Below are 24,662 nucleotides of genomic sequence, written 5' to 3'. Positions count from 1 at the left end.
TGCCCCCTCCCGGGCCGGGGCTCTGTCACGACCGCGGCCATGACATCTGTCATCCCCCAGTCACGACCGCCGACACTGACGGCGGACCTCTGCCCACGGCCAGTCTTGGCACATGACGACGACAGCCGCTCCCACCGTGACGACCCCGGTGGTGAGCTTCGAGAATGTGAACAAGAGCTACGGCTCGGTCCGTGCCGTGGCCGACCTCTCGCTGACGCTTCACCCGGGTGAGACCGTCGCCCTCCTCGGCCCCAACGGCGCGGGCAAGTCCTCCACCCTCGACCTGCTCCTCGGCCTGCGCCCCGCCGACACCGGTTCCATCCAGCTCTTCGGTACGACCCCGAGGCAGGCCGTCACGGACGGCCGCGTCGGCGCGATGCTCCAGAGCGGCGGCCTGATGGAGGAGGTGAAGGTCCGCGAACTGGTGCGGCTCGCCTGCGCGCTGCACCCCAAGCCCTACCCCGTCGACCAGGTGCTGTCCCGGGCCGGGATCACCCAGATCGCCGACCGTATGGTCGACAAGCTCTCCGGCGGCCAGGAGCAGCGCGTGCGGTTCGCGCTCGCGACCGCCGGAGCCAATGACCTCATCGTGCTCGACGAGCCGACCACCGGCATGGACGTCACAGCGCGGCAGTCCTTCTGGGCCACCATGCGCGAGCAGACCCAGCAGGGCCGTACGGTCCTGTTCGCCACGCACTATCTGGAAGAGGCCGACGCGATCGCCGACCGGGTGATCGTGCTGCACCGCGGGCGTCTCCTCGCCGACGGCACGGCCGCCGAGATCAAGGCGAAGGCGGGCGCGCGGCGGATCTCCTTCGACCTGGAGGGCGCTGTCGACGAGAGCGCGCTGCGCGGGCTGCCGTTCCTGTCCACGTTCTCCCTGTCCGGACGCACGGTCCGCATGCAGTCGCACGACGCGGACGCGACCGTCCACGCGCTGTACGGACTCGGGGTCTACCCCCGCAATCTCGAAGTCGCAGGACTGGGCCTGGAGCAGGCCTTCGTCGCCATCACGGAGGCCGAGGAGGCCAAGGCAGCATGAACACGCTCATCAAACTGGAGATCACGCGCGCCCTGCGGAACAAGAAGTTCATGTTCTTCTCGGTGATCTATCCCTCCGCGCTCTTCCTGATGATCGCGGGCACCCAGGACTCGACCGCCAAGGTCCCGCACACCAATCTGACGATGCCCGCGTTCTACATGGTCGCGATGGCGTCCTTCGGCGCGCTGACCGCCGTACTGATGGGCAACAGCGAACGGATCGCGAAGGAGCGCGAGAAGGGCTGGGTCCGCCAGCTGCGCCTCACCTCGCTGCCCGGCCGCGGCTATGTCCTGGCGAAGATCGCCGGCGCCGCCGTGGTCACCCTGCCGTCGATCGTGATCGTCTTCGTGGTGGCGGCCGCGGCCAAGGACGTACGCCTGGAGAACTGGCAGTGGCTCGCGCTCACCGGCGCGATCTGGGCAGGAAGCCTCTGCTTCGCGGCCCTCGGAGTGGCCCTCGGCTATCTCGTCTCGGGCGACGCGGTACGGCCCGTCACGATGATCCTGTACTTCGGCCTCTCGATCCTCGGCGGGCTGTGGATGCCCACCACCGTCTACCCGCAGTGGCTGCAGAACATCGCGGAATGGCTGCCCACACACGCGTACGCGGCCCTCGGCCAGGCCATCGAGCTCGGAACGTCCCCGCACCTGAAGGACGTTGCGATACTGGCCGCGTACTTCCTGATCTTTGCCTCGGGTGCGGCCTGGCTGTACCGGAAGGACACACTGAAGGCGTGAACGAGGAATCCTTCGCCGGCATCGGGCGCCCGCCGACCACGCGCCGTCAGGCCTTCATCAAGCTGATGTGGATCGGCATCTGGCTGGCCTTCATGGGCGCCCCGGTCAGTGACCTCGTCAACGGCGGACACGCCGCCTGGCCGACCGCCCTCGGGTGGCTCGGCCTGGTGGCCTTCGTGGCCGTCTATCTGGTCCTGGTCTTCCGCCACACCTCGAGCCCCCTGGCCAAGGCCACCGTCTACGGCACACTCACCGTCCTCTTCTCCCTCTCCGTCGTCCTGTCCCTGACGCTCGGCTCCGAGTGGCTGGTGCTCTTCGTGTACGTGTCGGTGTCGGCCGGAGCGGTACTGCCGCTGCGGCTGGCCCGCTGGGCGATCCCGGGGATCACGGGGGCGATGGTCCTGATCGGCCTGAAGACCGACGACCCGGGGAGCATTCTCCCGGCGGTCGTCATCCCCGCCCTGCTCGGCGGATTCTCGATGACGGGCGTGCGGCATCTGGTGCGTACGACCGTTGAACTGCGCGAGGCCCGGGCAACGGTCGCCCAGCTCGCCGCGAACGAAGAGCGCCTGCGGCTGGCCCGGGACCTGCACGACCTCCTCGGCCACTCCCTCTCCCTGATCACCCTGAAGAGCGAACTGGCCGGTCGGATGCTGCCCGACCAGCCGGAGCGGGCGGCCCAGCAGGTCGCCGACATCGAGAAAGTCAGCCGACAGGCGCTGGTGGACGTACGGGAGGCGGTCACCGGCTATCGACGGCCGACGCTGCCGGGCGAGTTGGCGGGGGCGCGCACGGCCCTGGCGGCGGCCGGGATCACGGCCGAGGTCCCCACGGAGTCCCCCGACGTCCCCGAGAAGCAGGAGGCGGCGCTCGCCTGGTCACTGCGGGAGGCGGTGACCAATGTCGTACGGCACAGCGGGGCGCACCGCTGCGTCATCGCGCTGACGCAGCGCCAGACGCTGGACGGCCCGATGCTGGAGCTGACCGTGGAGGACAACGGCCATGGCGGCAGCGCGACGTTCGGCAACGGGCTCACCGGACTTAGGGAACGCGTCACGGAGGTCGGCGGCACGGTGAGCACCGGCTCCGGAAGAGCCGGCGGCTTCACCCTCACCGTCCGGGTCCCTCTAGGATCCGCCTCATGATCCGACTCCTCCTGGCCGAAGACCAGTCGATGGTCCGCGAGGCCCTTGCGGCGCTGCTCGGCCTGGACCCGGACTTCGAGGTGGTCGCCCAAGTCGCCCGCGGTGACGAGGTGTTGGCGGCGGCCCGCGCCCACGAGGTGGATGTGGCCCTGCTCGACATCGAGATGCCGGGCAGGACGGGCATCGAGGCGGCCCGCGAACTCCACGCGGAGTTCCCCGCGGTGAAGATCGTCATCCTCACGACCTTCGGCCGCCCCGGCTACCTCCGCACCGCGATGGAATCGGGCGCGGACGCCTTTCTGGTGAAGGACGCCCCCGCGGCCCAGCTGGCCGACGCGGTACGCAAGGTGCTCGCGGGCGAACGCGTCATCGACCCGGGCCTGGCGGCGGCGGCTCTGGCGGAGGGCGCCAACCCGTTGACCGACCGGGAACGCGAGGTACTGCGGGCGGCGGCGGACGGCGCGACGAACGCGGAACTGGCGACGCGGCTGCATCTGTCGCAGGGGACGGTGCGCAACTACCTGTCGACGGCGATCCAGAAGCTGGCGGTCAGAAACCGGGCGGAGGCCGTGCGGACGGCGCGCGAGAAGGGCTGGCTGTAGGCGGGCCCTGCTCTGGAGTTCGAGGGGCAGGCGTCGATCACCGGCCGTTGGGGCACTGCCCTTTGGTACACCTCCCCGACGCCGGACGCGCCGATGTGATGGTCGTGGCTACCGTCACGAGCGGTGCCTGGTGATCTTCCGGGCACGTACGGGGGCGGGTGTGTCCTCGTGCTGGACGCGTCATGTTGGGGGCGACGATGATCAAGCAGCGATTCGCGAAGGCGGCCGGTGTGGGCGCGATGGCGCTCGCGGTGGGGCTGGGCAGCGCGGGTGATGCGCTGGCCTGGCAGACCTCGTTCACGAGCAACGGGAAGGCCTCCCAGTCCTCGCCGGTGCGCAGCGTCACGAAGGGCAAGCACTTCCTGAACGTCTGTGTCAAGGGTAACGGGAGGACGAAGTTCACCGCCGAGCTCTACAAGCAGGTCAAGGGCAAGGACCCGTTGATCCAGAAGCTGAGCGGCAAGGACAGCAACGTGTGCTGGATGGCGCCGTTCAAGCAGATGAGTGCCGGTAAGTACTACTTCACCCTGCACTACTCGAAGAAGGGCAAGAAGGTGTCCGGCGGCGTCCAGTAGCCCCGTCCGGGCGCGCAAGAGGGGCCCGCTGCCTGGCGGGGCCCCTCCGGCTGTCACAAGGCATTGCGCCTGCTGCACTTCCACTCGAAAAGGAGAAATGGGTCCATGCATAAAGCAGCCCGAGCCCTTGTGCTCACCGGCGCGGCCGTGTCCATGTTCGCCGTCTCCGCGGCGCCGGCGAACGCCGGCACCGCCGCCTACACCAACGTGCGCCTTCAGAAGGTCTGGAGCGCGAAGAATCTGTGCCTGTCGGTGAACGGGAAGACCGGCAACAATGCGCCGGTCATGCAGAGCCGCTGTTCCACGGCCGCCGATCAGAAATGGACGCTCAAGGGCAACTCCCAGGGTGTCTACACCATCAAGAACAAGCGGTCGGGCAAGTGCATGGGCATATCGAGCACGAGCAACGGGGCGGCCATCACCCAGCGGCCGTGCAACGCCTCCACGAAAACCCAGCAGTGGGTCCTTTCCGGCAGCCGCATCATCAGCAAGTGGGCGGGCAAGTGCCTGATCTCCCGTAACGACACGAGCGGTACGAAGTCCGTCATCTCCAAGTGCGGCAACCGCAAGGCCGAGGAGTGGGGCACCTCCTGAGCACCTGAACGAGGAGGGGCCCGCCGCACGGCGTGTGCGACGGGCCCCTTCGTCGCGTGGGAGCGCGGAGCAACTCCGCCGTCTGGTGAGCAAGTGGGGATACTTCCGGTACGAGGTCACAGCCCGTAGGGCTGTGACCTCGTCACCTCAAGCACAATTGCCGTGCTAGGCCGCGTGAGAGGGCACGCAATGGGGTTGGGTGGGGATCAGCGGCAGGTGTGTGGTGCACCGCGGGTCCGGGCACAGCCGGTCGTGCGCCAGGACTGAGATCACCGCAGCTTGCAGGCGTGACGTCTGGCAGAGTTTGGCCAGTATCCGCGAGATGTGCGCCTTGACGGTACGTTCAGCTATCCCGAGCTTCAGGGACAGCTCACGGTTGGACAGGCCACCACCGAGAAGCAGCAGAACCTGCCTTTCCCGGTCAGTGAGCCGGCCGATGTCCCAGGGAGCATCGAACGGCCCAGTCCCCGGGCCCCCGTAGGGGCACAGCGCGATGTCCTCTCGATTCGTTCGCCTTTTCAACATTTCCCCCAAGAAAAGATCCGCGCCACCGGTCAGTTGGTGCGGTCGCTGCGTACAGGTCAGAGAGCGAAGCGAGGGGTGGTCCCGTGGCCCTTGATCTGGACGTGGATCGTGGTTCCGTTGGGGAACTTCGCCGGCTTCTTGAGTCCCCAGCTGGCGCGGTAGACGTGGCTGATCTCGCCGACGTACTTCGCGTTCTTCCAGCCGGTGAACGCCCTGGGAGCCTTGTTCGGCTCGTCGACGATCACACGCATCTGGTAGGTGCCGCCCTTCTTGGGGGCGGTGTAGTCACCGGAGAGGCTGTGGAGGAGGTCCTTCTCCCGGTCTGCGACGAGCAGGGTCGCCCGGGTGTGGTTCTTGTTGTGCACGTCGTAGAACTTCTCTGCCGCATACGCCTGCGAGCCGGCGAGAAGCGCGGCGGTTGTCGTGGCCAGGGTGAGAAGGACGCTTGCAGTGGTGCGGTTGGTTCGCATATGCGAATTCATCTCCCTGATGCCGCTCGTCCCAGCGAAGCCCCGTGCCCCGAGTGCGGCGGCAGTCGAGATCCAACCTAACTGATCGCTCTGACAGATACACGGCAGTAACTTGTGGCATGGTGAGGCATGTTGGCCATCAGGGAGGTGCCCGACAGGGCAGCACCCGAAGAGTCAATACCGGGCAACTGCGCGAATTCGTAGGGTCGTTGTGCACGGAGCACACCCGTACGAAGAGGAGAAGCAGTAGTGAACACCGGACCCACCATGCGTCGTATATCCACCGCCGTCGTCGCCGGCGCCGCAGCGGTCGCGGTTCTCGCCCCGGCCGCCTCCGCGGCCACCGCTGCCCCGTCCGCCCCCGCCGCTGTGGCGGGCGTGCAGGCCGAGGCCGCGGCGAAGAAGCTGACCGTGAGCGGCTATGTCAGCTACCTCAAGACGTCGAGGAAGCCCGAGGCGAAGCAGACCCTGGCGCAGTTCAACAAGCTGCCGCAGGCCAAGAAGGTCAAGTTCGTCAACTACCTCCAGAACCGCGGTGTCTACACAGCGCTGACCGCGTCGATGAAGGGCACGGTCAACCGTGACCTGCGGGTGGTAACCCCGTACAACGCGGACGTCAACTTCCTCAAGACCGTCAGGACGGTCCAGGGCAAGGACAAGCAGCGAACCACCACGGTCACCTTCACCGTGACCGAGCGGATCTACGGCATCCCGGTCACCAGCGAGCAGGTCTCGGTGAAGTACCAGGCCAAGGCCGCCAAGCCGGGCAGCTTCGTACGCGGTGAGGCGAAGGTGACCAACGTCAACGCGGCGATCGGGGTCATCGCCGGCAAGATCGAGGCCCGCAAGGTCATCGGCGGCTACCTCGCGGGCACCAGGTGGACCGCGACGCCGAACTACCAGTCGTTCGGCAAGAAGGTCATCAAGGACCAGAACGTCACCAGCGGCTCCGGCTACTGGAAGGCGATTCTGGCCAACCGCTGACCACCTGATAACCGATCAGCCGGCTGAGTGGCTGGTCACCGGTCAGTTCCCTTTGGCGGCGCGGCTCATCTCCCACGAGCCGCGCCGCCACTCCCTTTTCCGACGCCGGCAGCACGACGGCGTCCGATCGCCACTGCTGACCAGGCTGCAGGCCCGGGCGGATGGCTGCGGCGCTCCGGGTCGAAGACGACAGGGTGCGTGCCAGGCGTACAAGACGCCCGGCACGCACCCTGAGAGGAAGCCTGTCGCTGAGGTCAGAACTTGCCGTAGCGGCCCGTCAGGTCGGCCTCGGGGCAGGTGACCGAACCGATCAGGCAGGCGACGCTGGCGTACTTCCGCGTGTACACGTTGGTGACCTTGCCGCCGTCGTAGATGTAGATGTGGTGGTTCGGGAACAGGCGGTGCTTGCCGGAGCGGATGGTGTAGTTCCCGCTCGTGGTCAGGTTGATGGTGAAGGCCCCGTCGGCAGCCCCCTTGACTCCGCCCAGGCCCTTGCAGAAGGGGTTGGTGGCGTGTACGACCATCCGCAGGTCCACGTAGTTCTTGCCCGACCCCAGCTTCTTGGCGTAAGTGTCCTTGGCGCTGGCGGTCTTCTTGGTGACGTACTTGCCGGTCTTCTTCACGTACACGTGAGTGGGCTGGATGTGCTTGTTGGCCACCACCGCCTTGGACTTCCACGTGACGGTCGCGTGCAGGGCGAAGCGGTACTTGCTCGACTTCCAGTTGAAGTCGGAGTGTCCGTCGCCGCCGAACTGGAAGTTCCTGCCGTACTCACAGCCCGCCAGGGGAGCGTCGACCTTCTTCTGCGGGATGAAGCCGACCCAGGACAACGTGGACGTCTTGGCCACGCCTGCGGCAGCCGCCCGCTCGACCGCCTCCTTGCGCAGACCCGTCAGTGATCCGGAGGCGGGGACGGACACCTTCATGCCGTAAAGCCGGGACTCCGGATCGGCGCTCTTCGGCAGCAGCGGCACGACCTGGTAGTTGTAATCGGCGCCGGGCTTCACGTTCGTGTCGCGGAAGGACGTCACCCCCGCGGCCAGGGTGGCTACGTCCTTGCCGTCCCGGGCGATCACGTAGCGGGCGTCCTTCGCGTAGCCCCGCCACGACAGCTCCACGAAGCCCTTGCCGGCCGCCGCGGTGATTCCCTCGCGGGCCATGGAACTGTCGACGACCGCGGTTTCACCCGAAGCCGCCCGCATGACGCCGAACCCCTGCGTCTGAAGGGCCTTGCCCTCGGCGCTGTTCGCGCTGACGCCGGACATGTCCTTCAGCCCCTCGGAGGACAGTGCGGATACGGAGAACGCCGCAGCGCCCGGCCGCGGCGCCTGGTCGGAGGGGGAGTTGGTGGAGGCGAACGCCTGGAACCCGCCCGCGACAAGCGTGAGCGGAGCCAAGGACAGCGCCGTCACTTTGGCAACACGAGAAAGCTGCATTATTTGTTTCCCTTCATCTTCTTCAATGCCACTGACGACGTGTGGGAGCGGATATCCCGCTCCTGTCTGCCCGGCCTCTGCCGCGCCACCGCTTCCGGGCGGGCAGCAGCCGGTGGACGACCGTCTCGCCGTGCGGGCGTCGTCTACGTTCTGCGAAAGGCGTGAGCTGGAGAGATGTGCCGGCGGACGGATTTGCCGCAGCTGGGGTCTGGCCCTGTCTGCACCAGGCACTGCTGACCGAACTGCGCAGAGCCGGCCCGCTGTTGCTGGACGCCGCCGCCATCGACGCCTCCTGCATGGGCCCCTCAAAGGGGCTCACACCGCCCTTCGCCTCCTTCTGTCAGGGCTGCGTCAACGACCCTAGGGAGGAGGAGGGGTGGGGCGTAAGTGTCTCCTGGGGCAGTGCCCGAAAGGGCAGGGGCTTTTCGTGTGCCATGACGGACCGACCGGTCAGGTGGGCAGCAGACGCGGTTGCAATTCGCGGTGCCAAAAAAGAGGGGGGCCCGCCACGCGCATCGCGTGGGGGCCCTTCTCTCTACGGCGGTCCGGCTTTCCATGGCGCCATGACGTGGCGCCGCACGACAGGAAGAACGGCCGGGGTCGGATGTCCTCCCCGTTCTGGGGGAGGACGCGTCAGGCGTTCAAGGCAGCGACGAGGAGGACCGGGTAGAGCACGCCGAGGGATCCGGTGGCCAGTCCGATGGCGCACTGGCCTCGGTTGAGCTTGTTGACCAGGCCGACGACTCCGAAGGTGACGGCGAGGCTGCCGGCCAGGAGCGGGATCGCGATTCCGACGAAGCCGGAGAACACTGCGGCGATCAGGGCGACGGTGCCGAGGACGAGGGAGACCGGCCCGTAGAGGGTTGCAGGGCTGTCGGTCGCTCCGGTGGCCATGTCGGTTCCTTGCTGTTGGGCGTCGGCGTCGTCCGACGCGCAGGTAAGGGCAGCCTGGACAACTCATCATGGCACTTTCTGCGCATGCCGCGGATGTTCACGGAGCGTACGGACGTCTCTGAGATCAACCTCACGCGCGGGCGTGGTGCTGGAGATGGGCACATCCAGGACGTCCGGAACTCAGTTGAGCATCGCCCGCGCTGCCCGCGCCCTCTCCTTGATGACGTCCGCCGTCGCCGGGTCCACCGCGGCCACCACCTCCGCGTACGCGTCGAGCTCTGCCGCACCCGTCAGGAACTCCCCGCGCTGTACGAGCAGCTGTGCCCGCTCGTACCGCAGCCGCGCGGGATGCGAGGGCAGCAGCAACGACAGGTCGAGCGCCCACAGCGCGACCTCCGACTGTTCCGGCCGGGCCGCCGCCCATGCGCGGATGTTGTTCAGAATGCGCAGTACGAGGTCGAGCGGATCCGCCGGGGTCAGCATCGACGGGTCCAGCGGCGCCCCCGTCGCCCCCGCGACCAGTAGGTCCGCGTCGGAGCCCGTCAGCAGTCGGCCGCCGTCGAAGGGGTCGACGAGGACCTGCTCGTCCGGAGTGGCCGGGTCGCCGAAGCCGACCACGAAATGGCCGGGCAGGGCGACTCCGTACACGGGTGCGCCCGCCCGGCGCGCCACCTCGATCCACACCACCGAGAGCAGGATGGGCAGGCCACGGCGGCGCCGCAGCACCTCGTGCAGCAGCGACGACTCAAGACGCTGATAGTCGCCCGGGCTGCCCCTGAAGTCGCAACGACCGCCGAGCAGGTCGGCCAGGGCCGTGGCCCAGGCGCGGGGTCCCGTCAGGCCGAAGGGGAGCATGCCCGCGAGGCGGTCCAGTTCGATCTGGGCCGCGTCCAGGCCGGCGTCGTCCAGCGCCGGATCCGCCACCGTGCCCACCAGCAGGCACAGCAGCGAGAGGTCGGGCCGCTCGCAGCGGGCCTCCTCGGCGAACTGCCGCCGCCGGTCGACAGGCATGTCGGGGGGTTCGTCGTACATACGCGATTTGTACCCGCCTACGCAGCTCGGAAGTGGTGATAGCGGTGGTGGGCCGCGAAGCCCATCCCCTCGTACAGCGCCCGCGCCCCTTCATTGTCGGACTCCACCTGGAGCCACGCCGCCGATGCGCCCTCCTCCAGCGCGCGCCGCGCGAGCGCGGTCATCACCGTGGTCGCGATGCCCTGGCGCCGCAGCGCCGGGTCCACCTCCACCGCCATGAAGCCCGCCCAGCGTCCGTCGACCACACACCGCCCGATCGCCGCAGGGACACCACCCTCGCCGGGCACCGAGGCGAACCACACCGAAGGGCCGCTGCTCAGTACCTTCAGCACATGTGGGCCGGGCACACCGAACCGCTGGTAGCGCTGGAGCCACGCCTCGTCGAAGGAGCGCGCCAGCCGCACCCGCGTCACGTCCGTGTCCAGGTCGGCGATGGCGGCGAGCGAGCCGATCCGCACCTCCGCCGAGACCTCGCGCTGCCAGCCGCGCGTCTCCAGCTCGGCGCAGAGCTCCTCCTGTGTCCCCGCCGCCCCGGTCGCGGTCTGGATGTACGCGGGCAGGCCCCGCCTCTCGTACCACGCCCGGACCTGCGCCAGGGCCCGGTCCAGCGGCAGCCCCGGGTCACCGAGCGGCAGCACGGAGTTCGCGCGCCGTGTGAACCCGGACGACGCCCGCAGCTCCCAGTCGCCGAGCCGCTCGCTCTCCACCGGCTGCCAGGCGCGCGCGGTGACCCTGGCAAGCTCTTCGAAGTCCGCCGCAGGACCCCTTCGCCGGGCCGGTGCGGCAGGCACGACCTTGCCCGCGACCAGGGTCGATTCCGGGATACGGACGCTCTCTCCGGTCCTTCGTGTGATCAGCAGCACACCCTCGTTCCAGGATGTGAGAACGCCGACCGTGTCCGTGAACTTCTCGGGCCCCCCGCCGGTGTCGCTCAGACGCCTCACTGATACACGTTTTCCCACGTCAGCGGGTGTAATACGGACTTCGAGCCGTCCGCCGCCAGTGAATTCCACAGCTCTGCGAGCCCCTCCTGTTCGGATCGTCCCCAAGAACGGAGATACTAGGGGCGGGCATCGACGACGCCGCGCTCCCGCGCAATGCCAGCCCTACCGAGGAGGAACGACAGCGTGACCTACGTCATCGCGCAGCCTTGTGTCGACGTCAAGGACAAGGCGTGCATCGAGGAGTGCCCCGTCGACTGCATCTACGAGGGCTCCAGGTCCTTGTACATCCACCCGGACGAATGCGTCGACTGTGGTGCTTGTGAGCCGGTCTGCCCGGTCGAGGCGATCTTCTACGAGGACGACACCCCGGAGGAGTGGAAGGACTACTACAAGGCGAATGTCGAGTTCTTCGACGAGCTCGGTTCGCCCGGTGGTGCTTCCAAGCTCGGCCTGATCGAGCGCGACCACCCCTTCATCGCTGCACTGCCGCCGCAGAACCAGTAAGCCGGCAAGTGCTTCGCCCCCGGTCCCGTACGGTTCGTCGTCCGTACGGGACCGAGGCGTTTGCCGCCGCCACCGCTCCACGTACGAGAAAGAGAAACCTGTGTCCGCAGTCTCTTCGCGCCTTCCCGTCTTCCCCTGGGACAAGCTCGAGCCGTACAAGGCGACGGCCGCGGCCCACCCCGACGGCATCGTGGACCTCTCCGTCGGCACGCCCGTCGACCCCGTCCCCGAGCTGATCCAGAAGGCTCTCGTCGAGGCCGCGGACTCGCCCGGCTATCCGACGGTGTGGGGGACGGCCGAGCTGCGGAACGCGCTCACCGGGTGGGTCGAGATGCGGCTCGGCGCGGTCGACGTCGCGCACACGAACGTCCTGCCCGTCGTCGGCTCCAAGGAGCTGGTGGCCTGGCTGCCGACGCAGCTGGGTCTCGGTCCCGGCGACAAGGTCGGCTGTCCGCGGCTCGCCTACCCGACGTACGAGGTGGGCGCCCGGCTGGCTCGCGCCGAGGCCGTCCTCTACGACGACCCCACGGACCTCGACCCGGCCGGTCTGAAGCTGCTCTGGCTCAACTCGCCCTCCAACCCCACCGGCCGGGTGCTGGCCAAGGAGGAGCTGATCCGGATCGTCGCGTGGGCGCGCGAGCACGGCGTGCTGGTCTTCAGCGACGAGTGCTACCTGGAGCTCGGCTGGGAGGCGGAGCCGGTCTCCGTCCTGCACCCGGACGTCTGCGGCGGTACGTACGAGGGCGTCGTCGCCGTCCACTCCCTGTCCAAGCGCTCCAACCTGGCGGGCTACCGCGCCGCGTTCATCGCCGGTGACGAGGCCGTGCTGGGCGAGCTGCTCCAGATCCGTAAGCACGGCGGGATGATGACCCCCGCGCCGGTGCAGGCCGCCACCGTCGCGGCGCTCGGCGACGACGCGCATGTCACGGAGCAGCGGGCGCGGTACGCGGCCCGGCGCGCCGCCCTGCGCACCGCGCTGGAGGGGCACGGCTTCCGGATCGAGCACAGCGAGGCCAGCCTGTATCTGTGGGCGACGCGCGACGAGCCGTGCTGGGACACGGTGGCGCACCTGGCGGAGCTCGGCATTCTGGTGGCGCCCGGCGACTTCTACGGAACGGCAGGTGAGCGTTTCGTACGGGTGGCGTTCACCGCGACCGACGAGCGTGTCGAGGCAGCGGTCAAGCGCCTGGGCTGAGCATGACGAAAAGGCCCCAGGAGCACACGCTCCCGGGGCCTTTCCTGTGGGGGACTACTTCATGGGCGGGGACTGGGGGACCAGGCCCCTGTCCGGACCTAGCCGAGCGGCAGCGACTGCACGGGCAGCTGGTCGGTGGCGGGGAGGCCGCCACCGGCGAGCCCGTCGGTCGGCAGGCCGCCGCCGAGCGACCCGGTCGGCAGGCCACCGCCGCCGAGCGACTCGGTCGCGGTGCCGGCGGTCTCGCCGACGACCTTGCCCGCGCTGCCGGCCGTGTCACCGGCGGCCTTCTGCGCGGCGGGGGTCGCGGTCCTGCCCGCCTTGCCGACGGTCTTGGCCGCGGCCGGGAGGGTCTGCTTGACCGCCTCGCCGCCGGTGTTGCCCGCCATGTCGGAGGTCTTCTGGGTGGCACCGTCGACCGTGCCGCTGAGGCCGTCGGCGTCGAGCGCGGTGAGGCCGCCGAGCGGGGCCTGCGGGACGTCGACGGCGCTTGCGGAGCCGGCCGCACCGACCACGGGGGCTGCGCCCGCCGCGATGAGCAGCGCGGCACGGGCGATCCGACGGGTCAGGGGGAGGGACATGATGCTCCTTGAGACGAGAAGGACGTTGGAATGGTGCCTGTCCGGTGCCGGTCCCTGAGTGGTCTCCGGTGTCCGGACGCAGTGACAACCGCTCGGAGGGCGGGGGAAGTTGCGGTGCACCGAGGTAAAGAGTTCGTAATGCATCGCATTATCGGCTTCGGATAAAAACGGGCAAACATTGCATTGCGCAACGACCTGCTGAACCGTCACTTCCCTTTGTTTTCAAGGGGATTGGGCGATCAGTGGCTATCGCTCCAAACAGTCGCGGGAGTTCTCGCCGAAAGCTGGGTGGCGTGGCTCGTTCGGGGGAGCGCCCGGATCAGCGTGCGAGTCGAATTCGTACGTTGTCGGCAGCGGAATCGACGCCGGTGCCGGAATCCGAGCCGACGCCGGAATCGGACTCGGTGCCGGATTCGGTGCCGGAGCCGTCGTTCGCAGCAGCGGATTCGGTGCCGGTGCCGGAGTCTTCGTCCACAGCGGAGTCGGAGTCGGTGCGGCCGTCCGCGCCGGAATCGGTGCCCGGAACGTTGCCGGAAGGGGTGCCGGAATCGGGGTCCGCGCCGGAGTCGGTGCCGGTACCGGAATCTGCGTCCGCAGCGGAATCGGTGCCCGCGGCGGAGTCGGGGCCTGTGGTGCGCCAGCCCTGCTCGGACTTCTTCGCGCTCCACACCCGGCCTCCGTACGAGACCTCCTCGATGCGCAGCCCGTCCGCCCGCGCCACCGCCCAGTGCGCCAGCTCCCAGCCGCGTTGGGACGCCCCGCCGCCGTCCGTCCCGACCGTCGACGGCACCGGTACGGACACCTCGCGCGCCCCGGGTGCCGCCGCCCGGCCCGACGTGGTCGCCTTCGGCAGCACCTCGGGCCCGAACGCGCGGACCAGTTCCTGACGCACCTTCGCCGGGTCGCCCGCCTCGCCGCTCCTGCCGGGCTCACAGGTCAGAGCCCCGGTCGCGCGCCCGGTGAGAGCGGCCGCCAGCAGCGTCGCGTCCGGCTCGTGCTTCGCGTACGCCTGCGGGAAGCCGCTGCGCTGGACGCGCTGCGCGGCGACGGTCAGCGGGAGACGCGAGTAGCCCGGGACCTCCGCGAGATGCTCGTAGAACTTCCCGGCGGCGTAGACGGGGTCGAGGATCTGCTGCCGCGTGCCCCACCCCTTGGAGGGGCGCTGCTGGAAGAGTCCGAGCGAGTCGCGGTCGCCGTGGTGAATGTTGCGCAGGCCCGACTCCTGGAGGGCGGTCGCGAGGGCGATCGTGACCGCGCGCTCCGGCATGCCGCGGGTGGTGCCGACGGCGGAGATGGTCGCGGCGTTCGCTGCCTGCTCGGCGCTGAGCTCGTAGGTGGGGCCGCCCGCGCCCTCTGCCGCACGGACCGTGCAGCGCGGAGCGCCGCCGCCGGTGACGTACTGCACGACGACGTAGCCGATGAGTGCCAGGAGCACGGCGAACGCGGCCGCGATACGCAGAAGGCGGCCGCGCCGGAGGGGGGAGGCGGTCTCGGACACGGTGCCCACCGTACTGGAGCCCGCGTTAGGGTCGGAGCCATGCCTGACACCGTGCTTGACCTTACTCTGGACGCCCCGGCGCTCACCGCTGCACTCATCGACTTCCCGTCGGTCAGCGGCACGGAGAAGCCCCTCGCCGACGCGATCGAGCAGGCGCTGCGCGCCGTCCCGCACCTCACCGTCGACCGGCACGGCAACAACGTCGTGGCCCGTACGTACCTCGGGCGCAGCGAGCGGGTCATCCTGGCCGGGCACATCGACACGGTCCCGATCGCCGACAACGTGCCGTCCCGGCTGGACGAGAAGGGCGTGCTGTGGGGTTGCGGCACGAGCGACATGAAGTCGGGTGTCGCGCTGCAGCTGCGGATCGCCGCGACCGTCCCCGAGCCCAACCGCGACCTCACCTTCGTCTTCTACGACAACGAGGAGGTCGCCGCACACCTCAACGGTCTTCGTCATGTGGCCGAAGCCCATCCGGATTGGCTGGAGGGCGACTTCGCGATCCTGCTGGAGCCGTCGGACGCGCAGGTCGAGGGCGGCTGCCAGGGCACGCTGCGGGTCCATCTCCGTACGACGGGGGAGCGGGCACACTCCGCGCGCAGCTGGATGGGGTCCAACGCCATTCACGCCGCGGCGCCGATCCTGGCGCGGCTGGCCGCGTACGAGCCGCGACGGCCGGTGATCGACGGGCTCGAGTACCGCGAGGGGCTCAACGCCGTGGCGATGGAGGCGGGCGTCGCCAACAACGTCATCCCCGACGAGTGCACCGTGGTGGTCAACTACCGCTACGCACCCGACCTGAGCGAGGCGGAGGCGCTGGCGCACGTCCACGAGGTCTTCGCGGACTGCGGGGTCGCCGAATTCGTCGTGGACGACCACGCGGGGGGCGCCCTGCCGGGGCTCTCGCACCCGGCGGCGGCCGCGTTCATGAAGGCGGTCGGCGGCACCGCGCAGCCCAAGTTCGGCTGGACGGACGTCGCCCGGTTCAGCGCGCTGGGCGTGCCCGCGGTCAACTACGGACCCGGTGACCCCATCTACGCACACAAGCGGGACGAGCATGTCGCGGTGGACAAGATCACGCACTGCGAGGCGCGGCTGCGCGACTGGCTCACTGCCTGACCGCTGGGATTTCACATCTTGTAACGTTCGCCGACCTACCCTGACCCAAAGCAACGATGTTCTGCAGTGCACGGCATTGCGTGGCAGAGTGCGGCAGAGTTCGGCGGAGGGAGCAGGTCATGGGCAACCCCGAAGGATCCGAGGGTTTGCGGGCGCTGGAGGAGCAGCGACTGGGACCGGTACTGCGCCGAAGGGAACAGGTGCAGTCCGGCACCACCGACCAGCGGCTGCTGGACACCGAGGGCGACTCCCAGTGGGTGCACACAGACCCGTGGCGGGTCATGCGCATCCAGTCGGAGTTCGTGGAGGGCTTCGGCGCGCTCGCCGAACTTCCCAGCGCGATCAGTGTCTTCGGCTCCGCCCGCACGGCGCCGGGAACCCCCGAGTACGACACGGGTGTCCGCATCGGCAGGGCCCTGGTCGAGGCGGGCTTCGCGGTGATCACGGGCGGCGGCCCGGGGGTCATGGAGGCGGCGAACCGGGGCGCGCGCGAAGCGAAGGGCATCTCGGTCGGCCTGGGCATCGAGCTCCCCTTCGAACAGGGTCTCAACGCCCACGTCGACATCGGGGTGAACTTCCGCTACTTCTTCGTCCGCAAGACGATGTTCGTGAAGTACGCACAGGGTTTTGTGGTGCTCCCCGGCGGCCTCGGCACGCTGGACGAACTGTTCGAGGCGCTGACCCTGGTCCAGACCCGCAAGGTGACACGCTTCCCGATCGTGCTGTTCGGCACGGAGTACTGGAGCGGCCTGGTGGACTGGCTGCGCAACACGGTGGTGGCGCAGGGGAAGGCGTCGGCGAAGGATCTGCTGCTCTTCCACGTGACGGACGAGGTGGATGAGGCGGTGGCGATGGTGACGAAGGAGACGGGCCACTAGGGCTTGACTCGGGGCTCCGCCCCCGGCCCCGCGCCTCAATCGCCGGCGGGGCTGAAATTTCCCGAAGGGCGTACGGGGTCTGGGGGCTTGCCCCCAGTCACCCCTTACGCCAGCCCCCGCCGCGCCACCGCCGGCCCCCGTCGCCCCGCAATCGTCGCCACCATGTCCAGCACCTGCTTCGTCTCCGCCACCTCATGCACCCGGTACACCTGCGCCCCCAGCCACGCCGACACCGCCGTCGTCGCCAATGTCCCGATCAACCGTTCCTTCACCGGCTTGTCCAGCGTCTCCCCGACGAAGTCCTTGTTCGACAACGAGACGAGCACCGGCCACCCCGTCTCCACCAGCTCGCCCAGCCGTCGCGTCGCCTCCAGCGAGTGCCGAGTGTTCTTCCCGAAATCATGGCCCGGGTCGATCATGATCCCGTCGCGCCGGACGCCCAGCTCCACCGCGCGTTCCGCCAGGGAGACCGTCACCCGCAGAATGTCGGCCACCACGTCGTCGTAGGCGATCCGGTGCGGCCGCGTCCGCGGCTCCGCGCCGCCCGCGTGCGTGCACACCAGCCCCGCCCCGTACCGCGCGGCGACCTCCGCCAGGCGTGGGTCGACGCCGCCCCACGCGTCGTTCAGCAGATCCGCGCCCGCCTCGCAGACCGCCTCGCCCACATCGTGCCGCCAGGTGTCGACGCTGATCACCACGTCGGGGTGCCTTCTGCGGACCTCGGCCACGAAGCCGACCGTGCGCCGGGCCTCCTCCTCGGCCGTGACCTCCTCCCCGGGACCGGCCTTCACCCCACCGATGTCGATGATGGCGGCGCCCTCCGACACCGCCTGCTCGACGCGGGCGAGCGCGGGCTCGTCGCGGAACGTCGCGCCCCGGTCGTAGAAGGAGTCAGGCGTACGGTTCACGATCGCCATGATCACCGGCTCGTGCGCGTCGAATTCGCGCCGTCCCAGCCGCAGCATCAGCGGTTTCCTCCTCAGGTGGTTCGCCTGCGACCCTAACTGTCAGAGGGTCGTGGCACGATCAGCACCGGACAGTTTCCGTTCGGGGAGAGGGTCGCTCGTGTTCTTGTTCTTGCTGATCGCGATGGTCGTGGTGGTCGCCGCGGTCACGCTCGCCGTCGTCGGCGGCGGCGACAGCGCGGCCCTTCCGGAGGTCGCGCCCGAGCAGCTCGTCGACCCGCTGCCGGGCACCCGCCCCGTCGGCCGTGCCGATGTCGAGGCGCTGCGCCTGCCCGTCGCCCCGCGCGGCTACCGGATGGCGGACGTCGACGACGTGCTCGGCCGCCTCGGCGCCGAGCTGGCCGAGCGGGACGCCCGCATCGCCGAACTGCAGACGGCTCTGGCCGGCGCGCAGGCCACCGCGGCGGGCAGGGGCCACCTGTTCACCAAGCCCGGCAAGGAGCCCGAGCAGTGAGCGGCGGCGCCGTGGCCGGTCCCGACGGGAAGCTGCGCTGCCCCTGGGGCCTGTCCACCGACGACTATGCGACCTATCACGACGAGGAGTGGGGCCGCCCGGTCCACGGCGACGACGCGCTGTTCGAGCGCCTCTGCCTGGAGGCCTTCCAGTCCGGTCTGTCCTGGATCACCATTCTCCGCCGCCGCGAAGGTTTCCGTACCGCCTTCGACGACTTCAAGATCGCAGCGGTGGCGGAGTACACCGACGCCGACCGGGACCGCCTCCTCGCCGACGAGGGGATCATCCGCAACCGCGCCAAGATCGAGGCGACCCTCGCCAACGCACGCGTGCTCGCCGGCTGGTCCGACGGCGAGCTGGACAAGCTGATCTGGTCGTACGCCCCTGACGCGGCGACGCGGCCGGCTCCGCGCACGCTCGCAGACGTACCCCCGGTGAGCGACGAGTCCACTGCGCTGGCGAAGGCCCTCAAGAAGCGCGGACTGCGCTTCATCGGGCCCACCACGGCGTATGCGCTGATGCAGGCCTGCGGCCTCGTGGACGACCATCTGAGCGACTGCATAGCCCGCGGGAAGGGCCGCTAGCGGCCCAGGTACTTCGGCTTCTCCTTGCCGACGAACGCCTGGACCGCGATCGCGTGGTCCGCAGAAGCACCCGCCCTCGCCTGCAGCTCGTCCTCCTTCTCAAGGGTCTCGCCGAGCGTGTGACCCGCGCCGTAGGCCAGGGACTCCTTGATCGCCGCGTAGGCCACGGTCGGCCCCTCGGCCAGGGCGCGGGCGACCGCGGCGGCCTCGGCGGCCAGCTCGTCGGCGGGGACCAGCTTGTTCGCGATGCCCAGCTCGTACGCCTCCTGCGCGGAGAACGAGCGCGGGAAGAGCAGCAGGTCCGCGGCCCGGCTCTGGCCGATCAGCCGGGGCAGCGTCCATGACACCCCGGAGTCCGCGGTCAGCGCGACGCCCGCGAAGGACGTCGTGAACTTGGCGGTGTCGGCGACGACCCGGTAGTCCGCGGCGAGGGCGAAGCCGAGGCCCGCGCCCGCGGCGACGCCGTTGACCCCGGCCACGACGGGCTTCGGCATCTCGGTCAGGGCCCGCACGATGGGGTTGTAGTGCTCCCGCACGGTGTTCATGGTGTCGCCGCTGCCGGACTCGCGGGCGGCGGCGAGGATGCCGATGTGCTCCTTGAGGTCCTGGCCCACACAGAAGGCGCGCCCGGACGCGGTGAGCAGTACGGCTCGTACGGAGGGGTCGGCGGCGGCCGCCCGTGCCGAGTCCCGGAGGGCGACCTTGGCCTCGGTGTTCATCGCGTTCATGGCCTCGGGCCGGTTGATCGTGATCGTCGCGAGTCCGTCGCTCACCTCGTACAGCACGGAGTCGGCCATGTCAGGGTCCCCTTTGCGGCTCAGGCGGTGGTGTGCAGGCCCAGCATGTCGGAGATCGACGAGGGCGAACATGTGACCTGCGTCAAACAATATTCGCCGCCGCTCCGGTGAGCGGCGGCGAAGTATCGCAGGCGGATCGCCGAATTGAGTGGTTTTGCGAGAGCGCGTTGCGCAAGCGATGCCGACTGATGTTGGTCATCGGGTCCCGCCATGCGGGATAATGACCTGGAAGCAATGTGTTCGATGCCGGGACGCGTGCCTATCCATGGGCCGTCGGCTGACGATGAGCTGGTTTCAGGAAGGGGAACGAGCATGGCGGCCATGAAGCCGCGGACGGGCGACGGCCCGCTCGAGGTGACCAAGGAGGGGCGGGGCATCGTCATGCGCGTTCCGCTCGAAGGCGGCGGTCGGCTTGTCGTCGAGCTGACTCCGGACGAAGCCGATGCCCTCGGCGACGCCCTGAAGAAGGTCGTCGGCTGACGCGGAAGCGCCCTGATTTCTCATTGCCCCGGTACCGAGACGTGCCGGGGCGATGTGTTTTTTGGGAGACCCGCGGCGGTGAGGCCCCGGCCCAGCCGGATGCCGGATGCCGGACGCCGTCCGCCTTCCGCCGAGCGCGGCAGCGTCAGCCGCGGCGGACCGCGCAGAGGAGGCCGTCGCCCACCGGGAGCAGGGAGGGGAGCAGCTCCTGGCTCTCCCGGACCGCGCGCAGCAGTTCACGCAGGCGCAGCACCTCCGCCGGCTGGGCCGCCGAGTCGACCGTGCGGCCGTCCGCGAAAACGCCCTCGAAGCAGACCAGGCCCCCAGGTCGCAGTAGGCGCAACGATTCAGCGAGATAGTCCAGCGACTCCATCCGGTCGCCGTCGCAGAAGACCAGGTCGTACCCGCCGTCCGCCAGCCGCGGCAGTACGTCGAGGGCGCGGCCGGGGATGAACCGCGCCCGGTTCGCCGCGAAGCCCGCCGCCCGGAAGGCCTCCTTCGCGAACTGCTGCCTCTCCGGCTCCGGGTCCACCGTGGTCAGTACGCCGTCGGGCCGCATGCCGTGCAGCAGATAGATCCCGGAGACACCCGTACCCGTACCGATTTCGGCCACTGCTTTCGCGTCAGCCGTGGCGGCCAGCAGTCGCAGCGCGGCGCCCGTGCCTGGTGACACCGAGGGGAGCCCTGACTCCCGGGCCCGGTCCCGGGCCCAGCGCAGCGCATCGTCCTCGGCGACAAAGGCGTCGGCGAACGCCCAGCTCGTCTGCCGGTTGGCTGTAATGGCCCTCTCCTGTCCCCCTGGGTTGCCGAGGCTGACTGTATCCGCTGCCCCCGGGAACCCGCCGATGGGACCAGGCGTTATGGAAGGACAGGGGGAAGCGCATGGATCAAGACCGGAAGCAGCACCCAAATTCGCGTAAAGATTCTTATCCGGAGCTAACGGGCGAGGTGGCTATGGTAGGGGCTCCGCTGGACACCACCAGAGCCGACAGGGGAGGTGCGGCTGCACCTGCGGATCGGAGAGGAGTGCTGAAGCGCTTCCTCAGGTCGGTGGGTGAGCCGAGATCCGTGACCTACATTGCTGACCAGTCCCTCTCCCACAGCCCCAAGGGCGTGGGAGGTGCCTCCTACGACGACTCGGCAGCTACCGCGACCTTCGCATCGGATGCGGATTCGCCGGCGTGGACGCCTCCCACCTGGGAGGAGATCGTCAGCACGCACAGCGGCCGGGTCTACCGTCTCGCCTATCGACTGACGGGCAATCAGCACGACGCCGAGGACCTCACCCAGGAAGTCTTCGTGCGCGTCTTCCGCTCCCTGTCGACATACACGCCCGGCACCTTCGAGGGCTGGCTGCACCGCATCACCACGAACCTCTTCCTGGACATGGTCCGGCGCAAGCAGCGCATCCGCTTCGACGCCCTCGGCGACGACGCGGCCGAGCGGCTGCCCAGCCGTGAGCCGTCTCCCCAGCAGGTCTTCAACGACACCCACTTCGACGCCGATGTGCAGCAGGCGCTGGACACCCTCGCGCCCGAGTTCCGTGCCGCCGTGGTGCTCTGCGACATCGAGGGCCTTTCGTACGAGGAGATCGCCGCCACCCTGGGCGTCAAGCTCGGCACCGTCCGCAGCCGCATCCACCGCGGCCGGTCCCACCTGCGCAAGGCCCTGCAGCACCGTTCCCCGGAGGCCCGCGCCGAGCAGCGCACACTGACGGGTGCGGTCGGCCTGGCACTGGAGGGCGGACCGGCGTGAGCAGCTCAGGTCCGACCCCTGCGGAGCAGCACTTGGGGGACCGGCTCGCTGCGCTTATCGACGGCGAGCTCAAACACGATGCCCGGGACCGGGTGCTGGCCCATCTGGCGACCTGTCCCAAGTGCAAGGCCGAGGCCGACGCCCAGCGCCGGGTGAAGAGCGTCTTCGCGCAGACCGCGCCGCCGCCCCCGTCCGAGGGGCTGCTCGCGCGGCTCCAGGGGCTGCCCGCGGGACCCGGAGGTGACGACGACGGCAGGAGTGGACCTTTCGGCGGGGGGCGAATCGCCGACGGCGTCTTCGGAGCGCTGAGCCCGTCCGAGGGACGAGACCGCGACCCCCGCACGGGGACCTTCGGGTACGTACCGGTGGGCGCGCACGCGGGAGTGCTTCCCGGCGGTCCGAGCAGTGGCTTCCGGATCAATGACGTGGGGCGTGCGGAAGCGGAGCGCTCCCCCTGGCGCGGGCGAAGGTTCGCCTTCGCCGCGGCCAGCGCGGTCTCCTTCGCCGCGATTGCCCTCGGCGCACTGCCGCTGGACACGTCGGTCCAGGCCGGCCCCAGAAGCGAGGGGCCGCGGAACAGCGTCACGCCGCTGCGCGCGGCCGCCCCGGCGACGGGTGTCAGCGGCTCCAACTCAGGATCGGGCAAGGGCGCGACGGGCTTGCGCAGCGCGGACGTCGAGCGCCGACGCAACGGTGGGAACGGCCTGGCCAGGTCGGACAACCGCCCAGCGATCGCCGGGGCACCCGGACTGCTGGCTCCGGCGGTGCCGCCGAACCACCCCTTCGTCGCTCCGCTGCTGACCAATGCCTCCTTCTCTCCGCCGCTGATACGTCCCACGGGCGCGGCGTTCCAGCTCGCCACTGCCCCCGTGGCCGCCCCTGCCGCCACTCCGGTCCCCTCATATCTCGCTGCCCCGGCCAAGCCTGGTGCGTCCCGCTCGCCCCAGCGCTGAAGAGGGACCCTGCACGGAGATTCGGGGACCTGGTTGAATCCTCTGAGGGGTGCCCCGCGGGGGTACGCAGTGGTCGGCAGTTTGCGGGGAGAGCATGGACGACGGGAAGCCCACCGGACCGAAGGCGAAGTGGTGGAGCCGGCCCAGTGCGGGACGTGCCACCCACTCCGAGCCGGAGGTGCAGGAGCCGGTGGCGGCCGCTGTGGCCGAACCTTCGTCGGAGCCTGCGCCGGTGCCCGTTCCGGCGCAGGCGGAGCCCGAGGAGTCCGCGGAGTCCGAGGTGACTGCGGAGTTGCCGCCCGTGCCTGCCTCCACGTCTGCGCCGGCCACGTCAGCCTTGACCGCGGCGGCCACGTCTGCGGCGGCCACCTCTGCGCCGGTCGCGTCTGAGGCGGCCAGGCCGCAGCCGTTGCACGAGCCGGACGAGTACAGCACCCCGCCGTACGGCGGACCGGGGCCATGGGCGCCCGCGCCGCCCGTACAGCGCCCGATGGCGACCCCGGCGCACGGCACTGCCGTACCGCCGCAGTACCCGGCGCCCCACGGCACGGCGCCGGGTGCGGATGCCACCGGCGGCGTTTACGCCCCGCCGCCCCAGCCCCAGCCTCCGGTCCAGCCCCAGCCCGTCGCCGCGGCTCCGGTACAGCCCGCGGCTCCGCTCCAGCCGCAGTCCTCGCTCTGGATGCAGTACGACCCCTGGAGCACACCCGGCCAGGTACTGACCCACCCCGGCGAGCCTGCCAAGAAGCCGCGCCGGCGCGGCTCGCTGCTGGTCGGAGCGGTCCTGCTGGCCCTCGTGGCGGGCGGCGTCGGCGGCGGCATAGGCGCGTACATCGAACGCAACGGCGGCATCACCCAGGTCGAACTCCCCCAGGCATCCAAGGACAACGGCAATCGGGCGCCCGACAGCGTTGCCGGCATCGCCGCCAGCGCGCTGCCGAGCGTCGTCACCCTCCATGTCAGCGGCAGCGGCGAACAGGGCACCGGCACCGGCTTCGTCCTGGACCAGCAGGGCCACATCCTGACCAACAACCATGTCGTCGACCCCGCAGGTTCCTCCGGCGACATCTCGGTCACCTTCAGCGGCGGCGAGACCGCCAAGGCGACGCTCGTCGGCAAGGACAGTGGCTACGACCTCGCCGTGGTCAAGGTCTCCGGCGTCTCGGGCCTCAAGCCGCTGCCGCTCGGCAATTCCGACAGCGTCCAGGTGGGCGACCCGGTGGTGGCCATCGGCGCACCCTTCGACCTCCAGAACACCGTGACCTCCGGCATCATCAGCGCCAAGGAGCGCCCCATCACCGCGGGCGGTGAGAAGGGTGACGGCAGCGATGTCAGCTATGTCGACGCGCTGCAGACCGACGCACCGATAAACCCCGGCAATTCGGGCGGCCCGCTGGTGGACACCAAAGCCCGCGTCATCGGCATCAACAGCGCGATCCGCGCCGCGGACACCGGCTCGGGCACCGAGGGTGGCCAGGCCGGTTCCATCGGGCTCGGCTTCGCCATCCCCATCAACCAGGGCAAGCGCGTTGCCGAAGAGCTGATCAACACCGGCAAGGCCACCCACCCGGTGATCGGCGTCAGCCTCGACATGAAGTACACGGGCGACGGCGCCCGCGTGGGCGACAAGGGCAAGGACGGCGCGCCGTCCGTCACCAGGGGCGGCCCCGGCGCGAAGGCCGGGATCAAGCCGGGCGACATCATCACCAAGGTCGACGGCCAGCGAGTGCACAGCGGCGAGGAGCTCATCGTCAAGATCCGCTCGCACCGCCCCGGCGACCGTCTCGAGCTGACCCTGGTCCGCGGCGGCAAGGAGCGGAAGATGTCGCTCACGCTCGGTTCCGCGAACGGCACATGACGCGCAAGCGGCACCTGGCGCAGGTCCCGGCCCCCGGGCGGGGGAAGGTACCGCACGGACA

Annotated in this window: 27 protein-coding genes and 1 pseudogene; 17 read left to right on the top strand and 11 right to left on the bottom strand. The window is 69.6% G+C overall.

Annotated elements, in window-relative coordinates; genetic code table 11:
- Positions 1-112 precede the first annotated feature (112 nt).
- The 6 genes from ACI2LP_RS11420 (at position 113) to ACI2LP_RS11395 (ending at position 4,695) form a co-directional block, all read left to right on the top strand.
- The gene (locus ACI2LP_RS11420; protein ID WP_404724269.1) at positions 113-1,042 is read left to right on the top strand and encodes an ABC transporter ATP-binding protein; all 930 of its coding nucleotides are present in this window, start codon (positions 113-115) and stop codon (positions 1,040-1,042) included.
- Positions 1,039-1,779: an ABC transporter permease gene (locus ACI2LP_RS11415; RefSeq protein ID WP_404724268.1), complete on the top strand. Its 741-nt coding sequence runs from the start codon at positions 1,039-1,041 to the stop codon at positions 1,777-1,779. The genes ACI2LP_RS11420 and ACI2LP_RS11415 overlap by 4 nt, the downstream gene beginning before the upstream one ends.
- On the top strand, positions 1,776-2,924 hold the full coding sequence (locus ACI2LP_RS11410; RefSeq protein WP_404724267.1) for a sensor histidine kinase: 1,149 nt from the start codon (positions 1,776-1,778) through the stop codon (positions 2,922-2,924). Before ACI2LP_RS11415 ends, ACI2LP_RS11410 begins: the two co-directional genes overlap by 4 nt.
- The gene (locus ACI2LP_RS11405) at positions 2,921-3,526 is read left to right on the top strand and encodes a response regulator (protein ID WP_404724266.1); all 606 of its coding nucleotides are present in this window, start codon (positions 2,921-2,923) and stop codon (positions 3,524-3,526) included. Before ACI2LP_RS11410 ends, ACI2LP_RS11405 begins: the two co-directional genes overlap by 4 nt.
- A 197-nt stretch (positions 3,527-3,723) precedes the next feature.
- Positions 3,724-4,101: a hypothetical protein gene (locus ACI2LP_RS11400; RefSeq protein ID WP_404724265.1), complete on the top strand. Its 378-nt coding sequence runs from the start codon at positions 3,724-3,726 to the stop codon at positions 4,099-4,101.
- Positions 4,102-4,206: 105 nt separating this feature from the next.
- On the top strand, positions 4,207-4,695 hold the full coding sequence (locus ACI2LP_RS11395) for an RICIN domain-containing protein (protein ID WP_404724264.1): 489 nt from the start codon (positions 4,207-4,209) through the stop codon (positions 4,693-4,695).
- A gap of 165 nt (positions 4,696-4,860) precedes the next feature.
- On the opposite strand, the gene ACI2LP_RS11390 is transcribed toward ACI2LP_RS11395, so the two are convergent.
- Complete coding sequence (locus tag ACI2LP_RS11390; RefSeq protein WP_404724263.1) at positions 4,861-5,220, bottom strand: helix-turn-helix transcriptional regulator; 360 nt, start codon at positions 5,218-5,220, stop codon at positions 4,861-4,863.
- Positions 5,221-5,276: 56 nt separating this feature from the next.
- Positions 5,277-5,690: a hypothetical protein gene (locus ACI2LP_RS11385; RefSeq protein ID WP_404724262.1), complete on the bottom strand. Its 414-nt coding sequence runs from the start codon at positions 5,688-5,690 to the stop codon at positions 5,277-5,279.
- A 249-nt stretch (positions 5,691-5,939) separates the two neighbouring features.
- On the opposite strand from ACI2LP_RS11385, the gene ACI2LP_RS11380 reads away from it, so the two are divergent.
- The gene (locus ACI2LP_RS11380; protein WP_404724261.1) at positions 5,940-6,674 is read left to right on the top strand and encodes a hypothetical protein; all 735 of its coding nucleotides are present in this window, start codon (positions 5,940-5,942) and stop codon (positions 6,672-6,674) included.
- Positions 6,675-6,928: 254 nt separating this feature from the next.
- Here the strand turns inward: ACI2LP_RS11380 and ACI2LP_RS11375 are convergent, their stop codons facing one another.
- The 4 genes from ACI2LP_RS11375 to ACI2LP_RS11360 form a co-directional block, all read right to left on the bottom strand.
- Positions 6,929-8,110, bottom strand: a complete 1,182-nt coding sequence (locus ACI2LP_RS11375; RefSeq protein ID WP_404724260.1) for a hypothetical protein — start codon at positions 8,108-8,110, stop codon at positions 6,929-6,931.
- Between the two features lie 633 nt (positions 8,111-8,743).
- Complete coding sequence (locus ACI2LP_RS11370) at positions 8,744-9,004, bottom strand: hypothetical protein (protein ID WP_404724259.1); 261 nt, start codon at positions 9,002-9,004, stop codon at positions 8,744-8,746.
- Between the two features lie 180 nt (positions 9,005-9,184).
- Entirely contained in the window at positions 9,185-10,036 is an 852-nt protein-coding gene (locus ACI2LP_RS11365; protein ID WP_404724258.1) for a transglutaminase-like domain-containing protein, read from the bottom strand.
- Between the two features lie 17 nt (positions 10,037-10,053).
- Positions 10,054-11,049 carry a GNAT family N-acetyltransferase gene (locus ACI2LP_RS11360; RefSeq protein ID WP_404724257.1) on the bottom strand — a complete coding sequence of 332 codons (996 nt, stop codon included), beginning with the start codon at positions 11,047-11,049 and terminating at the stop codon, positions 10,054-10,056.
- 114 nt (positions 11,050-11,163) lie between these two features.
- Here ACI2LP_RS11360 and fdxA point away from each other — a divergent pair, with 114 nt between their 5' ends.
- Positions 11,164-11,484, top strand: coding sequence for a ferredoxin (gene fdxA / locus ACI2LP_RS11355; RefSeq protein ID WP_018089397.1), 321 nt, complete (start codon positions 11,164-11,166; stop codon positions 11,482-11,484).
- Positions 11,485-11,584: 100 nt separating this feature from the next.
- On the top strand, positions 11,585-12,679 hold the full coding sequence (locus ACI2LP_RS11350) for a bifunctional succinyldiaminopimelate transaminase/glutamate-prephenate aminotransferase (protein WP_404724256.1): 1,095 nt from the start codon (positions 11,585-11,587) through the stop codon (positions 12,677-12,679).
- A 98-nt stretch (positions 12,680-12,777) separates the two neighbouring features.
- Here ACI2LP_RS11350 and ACI2LP_RS11345 read toward each other — a convergent pair whose 3' ends face one another.
- On the bottom strand, positions 12,778-13,260 hold the full coding sequence (locus ACI2LP_RS11345; RefSeq protein ID WP_404724255.1) for an ATP-binding protein: 483 nt from the start codon (positions 13,258-13,260) through the stop codon (positions 12,778-12,780).
- A gap of 610 nt (positions 13,261-13,870) precedes the next feature.
- Positions 13,871-14,767 (bottom strand): annotated as a pseudogene (locus ACI2LP_RS11340) (hypothetical protein); the annotation flags it as partial.
- Between the two features lie 30 nt (positions 14,768-14,797).
- Here ACI2LP_RS11340 and dapE point away from each other — a divergent pair.
- Both dapE and ACI2LP_RS11330 read left to right on the top strand, forming a co-directional pair.
- The gene (dapE, locus tag ACI2LP_RS11335; protein WP_404724254.1) at positions 14,798-15,877 is read left to right on the top strand and encodes a succinyl-diaminopimelate desuccinylase; all 1,080 of its coding nucleotides are present in this window, start codon (positions 14,798-14,800) and stop codon (positions 15,875-15,877) included.
- 119 nt (positions 15,878-15,996) lie between these two features.
- On the top strand, positions 15,997-16,755 hold the full coding sequence (locus tag ACI2LP_RS11330; RefSeq protein ID WP_360873660.1) for a TIGR00730 family Rossman fold protein: 759 nt from the start codon (positions 15,997-15,999) through the stop codon (positions 16,753-16,755).
- A gap of 104 nt (positions 16,756-16,859) precedes the next feature.
- Here the strand turns inward: ACI2LP_RS11330 and folP are convergent, their stop codons facing one another.
- A complete protein-coding gene (gene folP, locus ACI2LP_RS11325; RefSeq protein ID WP_404724253.1) occupies positions 16,860-17,720 on the bottom strand; it encodes a dihydropteroate synthase in 861 nt (286 codons plus the stop codon).
- Positions 17,721-17,820: 100 nt separating this feature from the next.
- On the opposite strand from folP, the gene ACI2LP_RS11320 reads away from it, so the two are divergent.
- The gene (locus ACI2LP_RS11320) at positions 17,821-18,174 is read left to right on the top strand and encodes a DivIVA domain-containing protein (RefSeq protein WP_404724252.1); all 354 of its coding nucleotides are present in this window, start codon (positions 17,821-17,823) and stop codon (positions 18,172-18,174) included.
- Positions 18,171-18,758, top strand: coding sequence for a DNA-3-methyladenine glycosylase I (locus ACI2LP_RS11315; RefSeq protein ID WP_404724251.1), 588 nt, complete (start codon positions 18,171-18,173; stop codon positions 18,756-18,758). The genes ACI2LP_RS11320 and ACI2LP_RS11315 overlap by 4 nt, the downstream gene beginning before the upstream one ends.
- On the opposite strand, the gene ACI2LP_RS11310 is transcribed toward ACI2LP_RS11315, so the two are convergent.
- Positions 18,755-19,555 (bottom strand): enoyl-CoA hydratase/isomerase family protein, encoded by an 801-nt coding sequence (locus ACI2LP_RS11310; RefSeq protein ID WP_404724250.1) that lies wholly within the window; start codon positions 19,553-19,555, stop codon positions 18,755-18,757. The two genes, ACI2LP_RS11315 and ACI2LP_RS11310, sit on opposite strands and share 4 nt — an antisense overlap.
- 312 nt (positions 19,556-19,867) lie before the next feature.
- Here ACI2LP_RS11310 and ACI2LP_RS11305 point away from each other — a divergent pair, with 312 nt between their 5' ends.
- Positions 19,868-20,035: a DUF3117 domain-containing protein gene (locus ACI2LP_RS11305; RefSeq protein WP_003966491.1), complete on the top strand. Its 168-nt coding sequence runs from the start codon at positions 19,868-19,870 to the stop codon at positions 20,033-20,035.
- Between the two features lie 145 nt (positions 20,036-20,180).
- Here ACI2LP_RS11305 and ACI2LP_RS11300 read toward each other — a convergent pair whose 3' ends face one another.
- Positions 20,181-20,882 (bottom strand): O-methyltransferase, encoded by a 702-nt coding sequence (locus ACI2LP_RS11300; RefSeq protein WP_404724448.1) that lies wholly within the window; start codon positions 20,880-20,882, stop codon positions 20,181-20,183.
- Positions 20,883-20,989: 107 nt separating this feature from the next.
- On the opposite strand from ACI2LP_RS11300, the gene sigE reads away from it, so the two are divergent.
- From sigE to ACI2LP_RS11285, 3 genes are all read left to right on the top strand, one after another.
- Positions 20,990-21,790 carry an RNA polymerase sigma factor SigE gene (gene sigE, locus ACI2LP_RS11295; RefSeq protein ID WP_404724249.1) on the top strand — a complete coding sequence of 267 codons (801 nt, stop codon included), beginning with the start codon at positions 20,990-20,992 and terminating at the stop codon, positions 21,788-21,790.
- Positions 21,787-22,743 carry an anti-sigma factor family protein gene (locus ACI2LP_RS11290; protein ID WP_404724248.1) on the top strand — a complete coding sequence of 319 codons (957 nt, stop codon included), beginning with the start codon at positions 21,787-21,789 and terminating at the stop codon, positions 22,741-22,743. Before sigE ends, ACI2LP_RS11290 begins: the two co-directional genes overlap by 4 nt.
- A gap of 94 nt (positions 22,744-22,837) precedes the next feature.
- Positions 22,838-24,601: a trypsin-like peptidase domain-containing protein gene (locus ACI2LP_RS11285; RefSeq protein WP_404724247.1), complete on the top strand. Its 1,764-nt coding sequence runs from the start codon at positions 22,838-22,840 to the stop codon at positions 24,599-24,601.
- Positions 24,602-24,662 lie beyond the last annotated feature (61 nt).

It is taken from the genome of Streptomyces sp. NPDC019890, assembly GCF_044903445.1.
Taxonomy (GTDB): Bacteria; Actinomycetota; Actinomycetes; order Streptomycetales; family Streptomycetaceae; genus Streptomyces.
The sequence above is the reverse complement of the archived record's forward strand: the minus strand, read 5'-3'. Positions and strand labels throughout refer to the sequence as shown.

Excerpts from the sequence above, each read along its gene's own strand:
- ACI2LP_RS11420 (WP_404724269.1), top strand. The coding sequence starts at position 113 with ATGACGACGACAGCCGCTCCCACCGTGACGACCCCGGTGGTGAGCTTC.
- ACI2LP_RS11415 (WP_404724268.1), top strand. The coding sequence starts at position 1,039 with ATGAACACGCTCATCAAACTGGAGATCACGCGCGCCCTGCGGAACAAG.
- ACI2LP_RS11405 (WP_404724266.1), top strand. The coding sequence starts at position 2,921 with ATGATCCGACTCCTCCTGGCCGAAGACCAGTCGATGGTCCGCGAGGCC.
- ACI2LP_RS11400 (WP_404724265.1), top strand. The coding sequence starts at position 3,724 with ATGATCAAGCAGCGATTCGCGAAGGCGGCCGGTGTGGGCGCGATGGCG.
- ACI2LP_RS11395 (WP_404724264.1), top strand. The coding sequence starts at position 4,207 with ATGCATAAAGCAGCCCGAGCCCTTGTGCTCACCGGCGCGGCCGTGTCC.
- ACI2LP_RS11390 (WP_404724263.1), bottom strand. The coding sequence starts at position 5,220 with ATGTTGAAAAGGCGAACGAATCGAGAGGACATCGCGCTGTGCCCCTAC.
- ACI2LP_RS11385 (WP_404724262.1), bottom strand. The coding sequence starts at position 5,690 with ATGCGAACCAACCGCACCACTGCAAGCGTCCTTCTCACCCTGGCCACG.
- ACI2LP_RS11375 (WP_404724260.1), bottom strand. The coding sequence starts at position 8,110 with ATGCAGCTTTCTCGTGTTGCCAAAGTGACGGCGCTGTCCTTGGCTCCG.
- ACI2LP_RS11370 (WP_404724259.1), bottom strand. The coding sequence starts at position 9,004 with ATGGCCACCGGAGCGACCGACAGCCCTGCAACCCTCTACGGGCCGGTC.
- ACI2LP_RS11365 (WP_404724258.1), bottom strand. The coding sequence starts at position 10,036 with ATGTACGACGAACCCCCCGACATGCCTGTCGACCGGCGGCGGCAGTTC.
- ACI2LP_RS11345 (WP_404724255.1), bottom strand. The coding sequence starts at position 13,260 with ATGTCCCTCCCCCTGACCCGTCGGATCGCCCGTGCCGCGCTGCTCATC.
- dapE (WP_404724254.1), top strand. The coding sequence starts at position 14,798 with ATGCCTGACACCGTGCTTGACCTTACTCTGGACGCCCCGGCGCTCACC.
- ACI2LP_RS11330 (WP_360873660.1), top strand. The coding sequence starts at position 15,997 with ATGGGCAACCCCGAAGGATCCGAGGGTTTGCGGGCGCTGGAGGAGCAG.
- folP (WP_404724253.1), bottom strand. The coding sequence starts at position 17,720 with ATGCTGCGGCTGGGACGGCGCGAATTCGACGCGCACGAGCCGGTGATC.
- ACI2LP_RS11310 (WP_404724250.1), bottom strand. The coding sequence starts at position 19,555 with ATGGCCGACTCCGTGCTGTACGAGGTGAGCGACGGACTCGCGACGATC.
- ACI2LP_RS11305 (WP_003966491.1), top strand. The coding sequence starts at position 19,868 with ATGGCGGCCATGAAGCCGCGGACGGGCGACGGCCCGCTCGAGGTGACC.
- sigE (WP_404724249.1), top strand. The coding sequence starts at position 20,990 with ATGGTAGGGGCTCCGCTGGACACCACCAGAGCCGACAGGGGAGGTGCG.
- ACI2LP_RS11285 (WP_404724247.1), top strand. The coding sequence starts at position 22,838 with ATGGACGACGGGAAGCCCACCGGACCGAAGGCGAAGTGGTGGAGCCGG.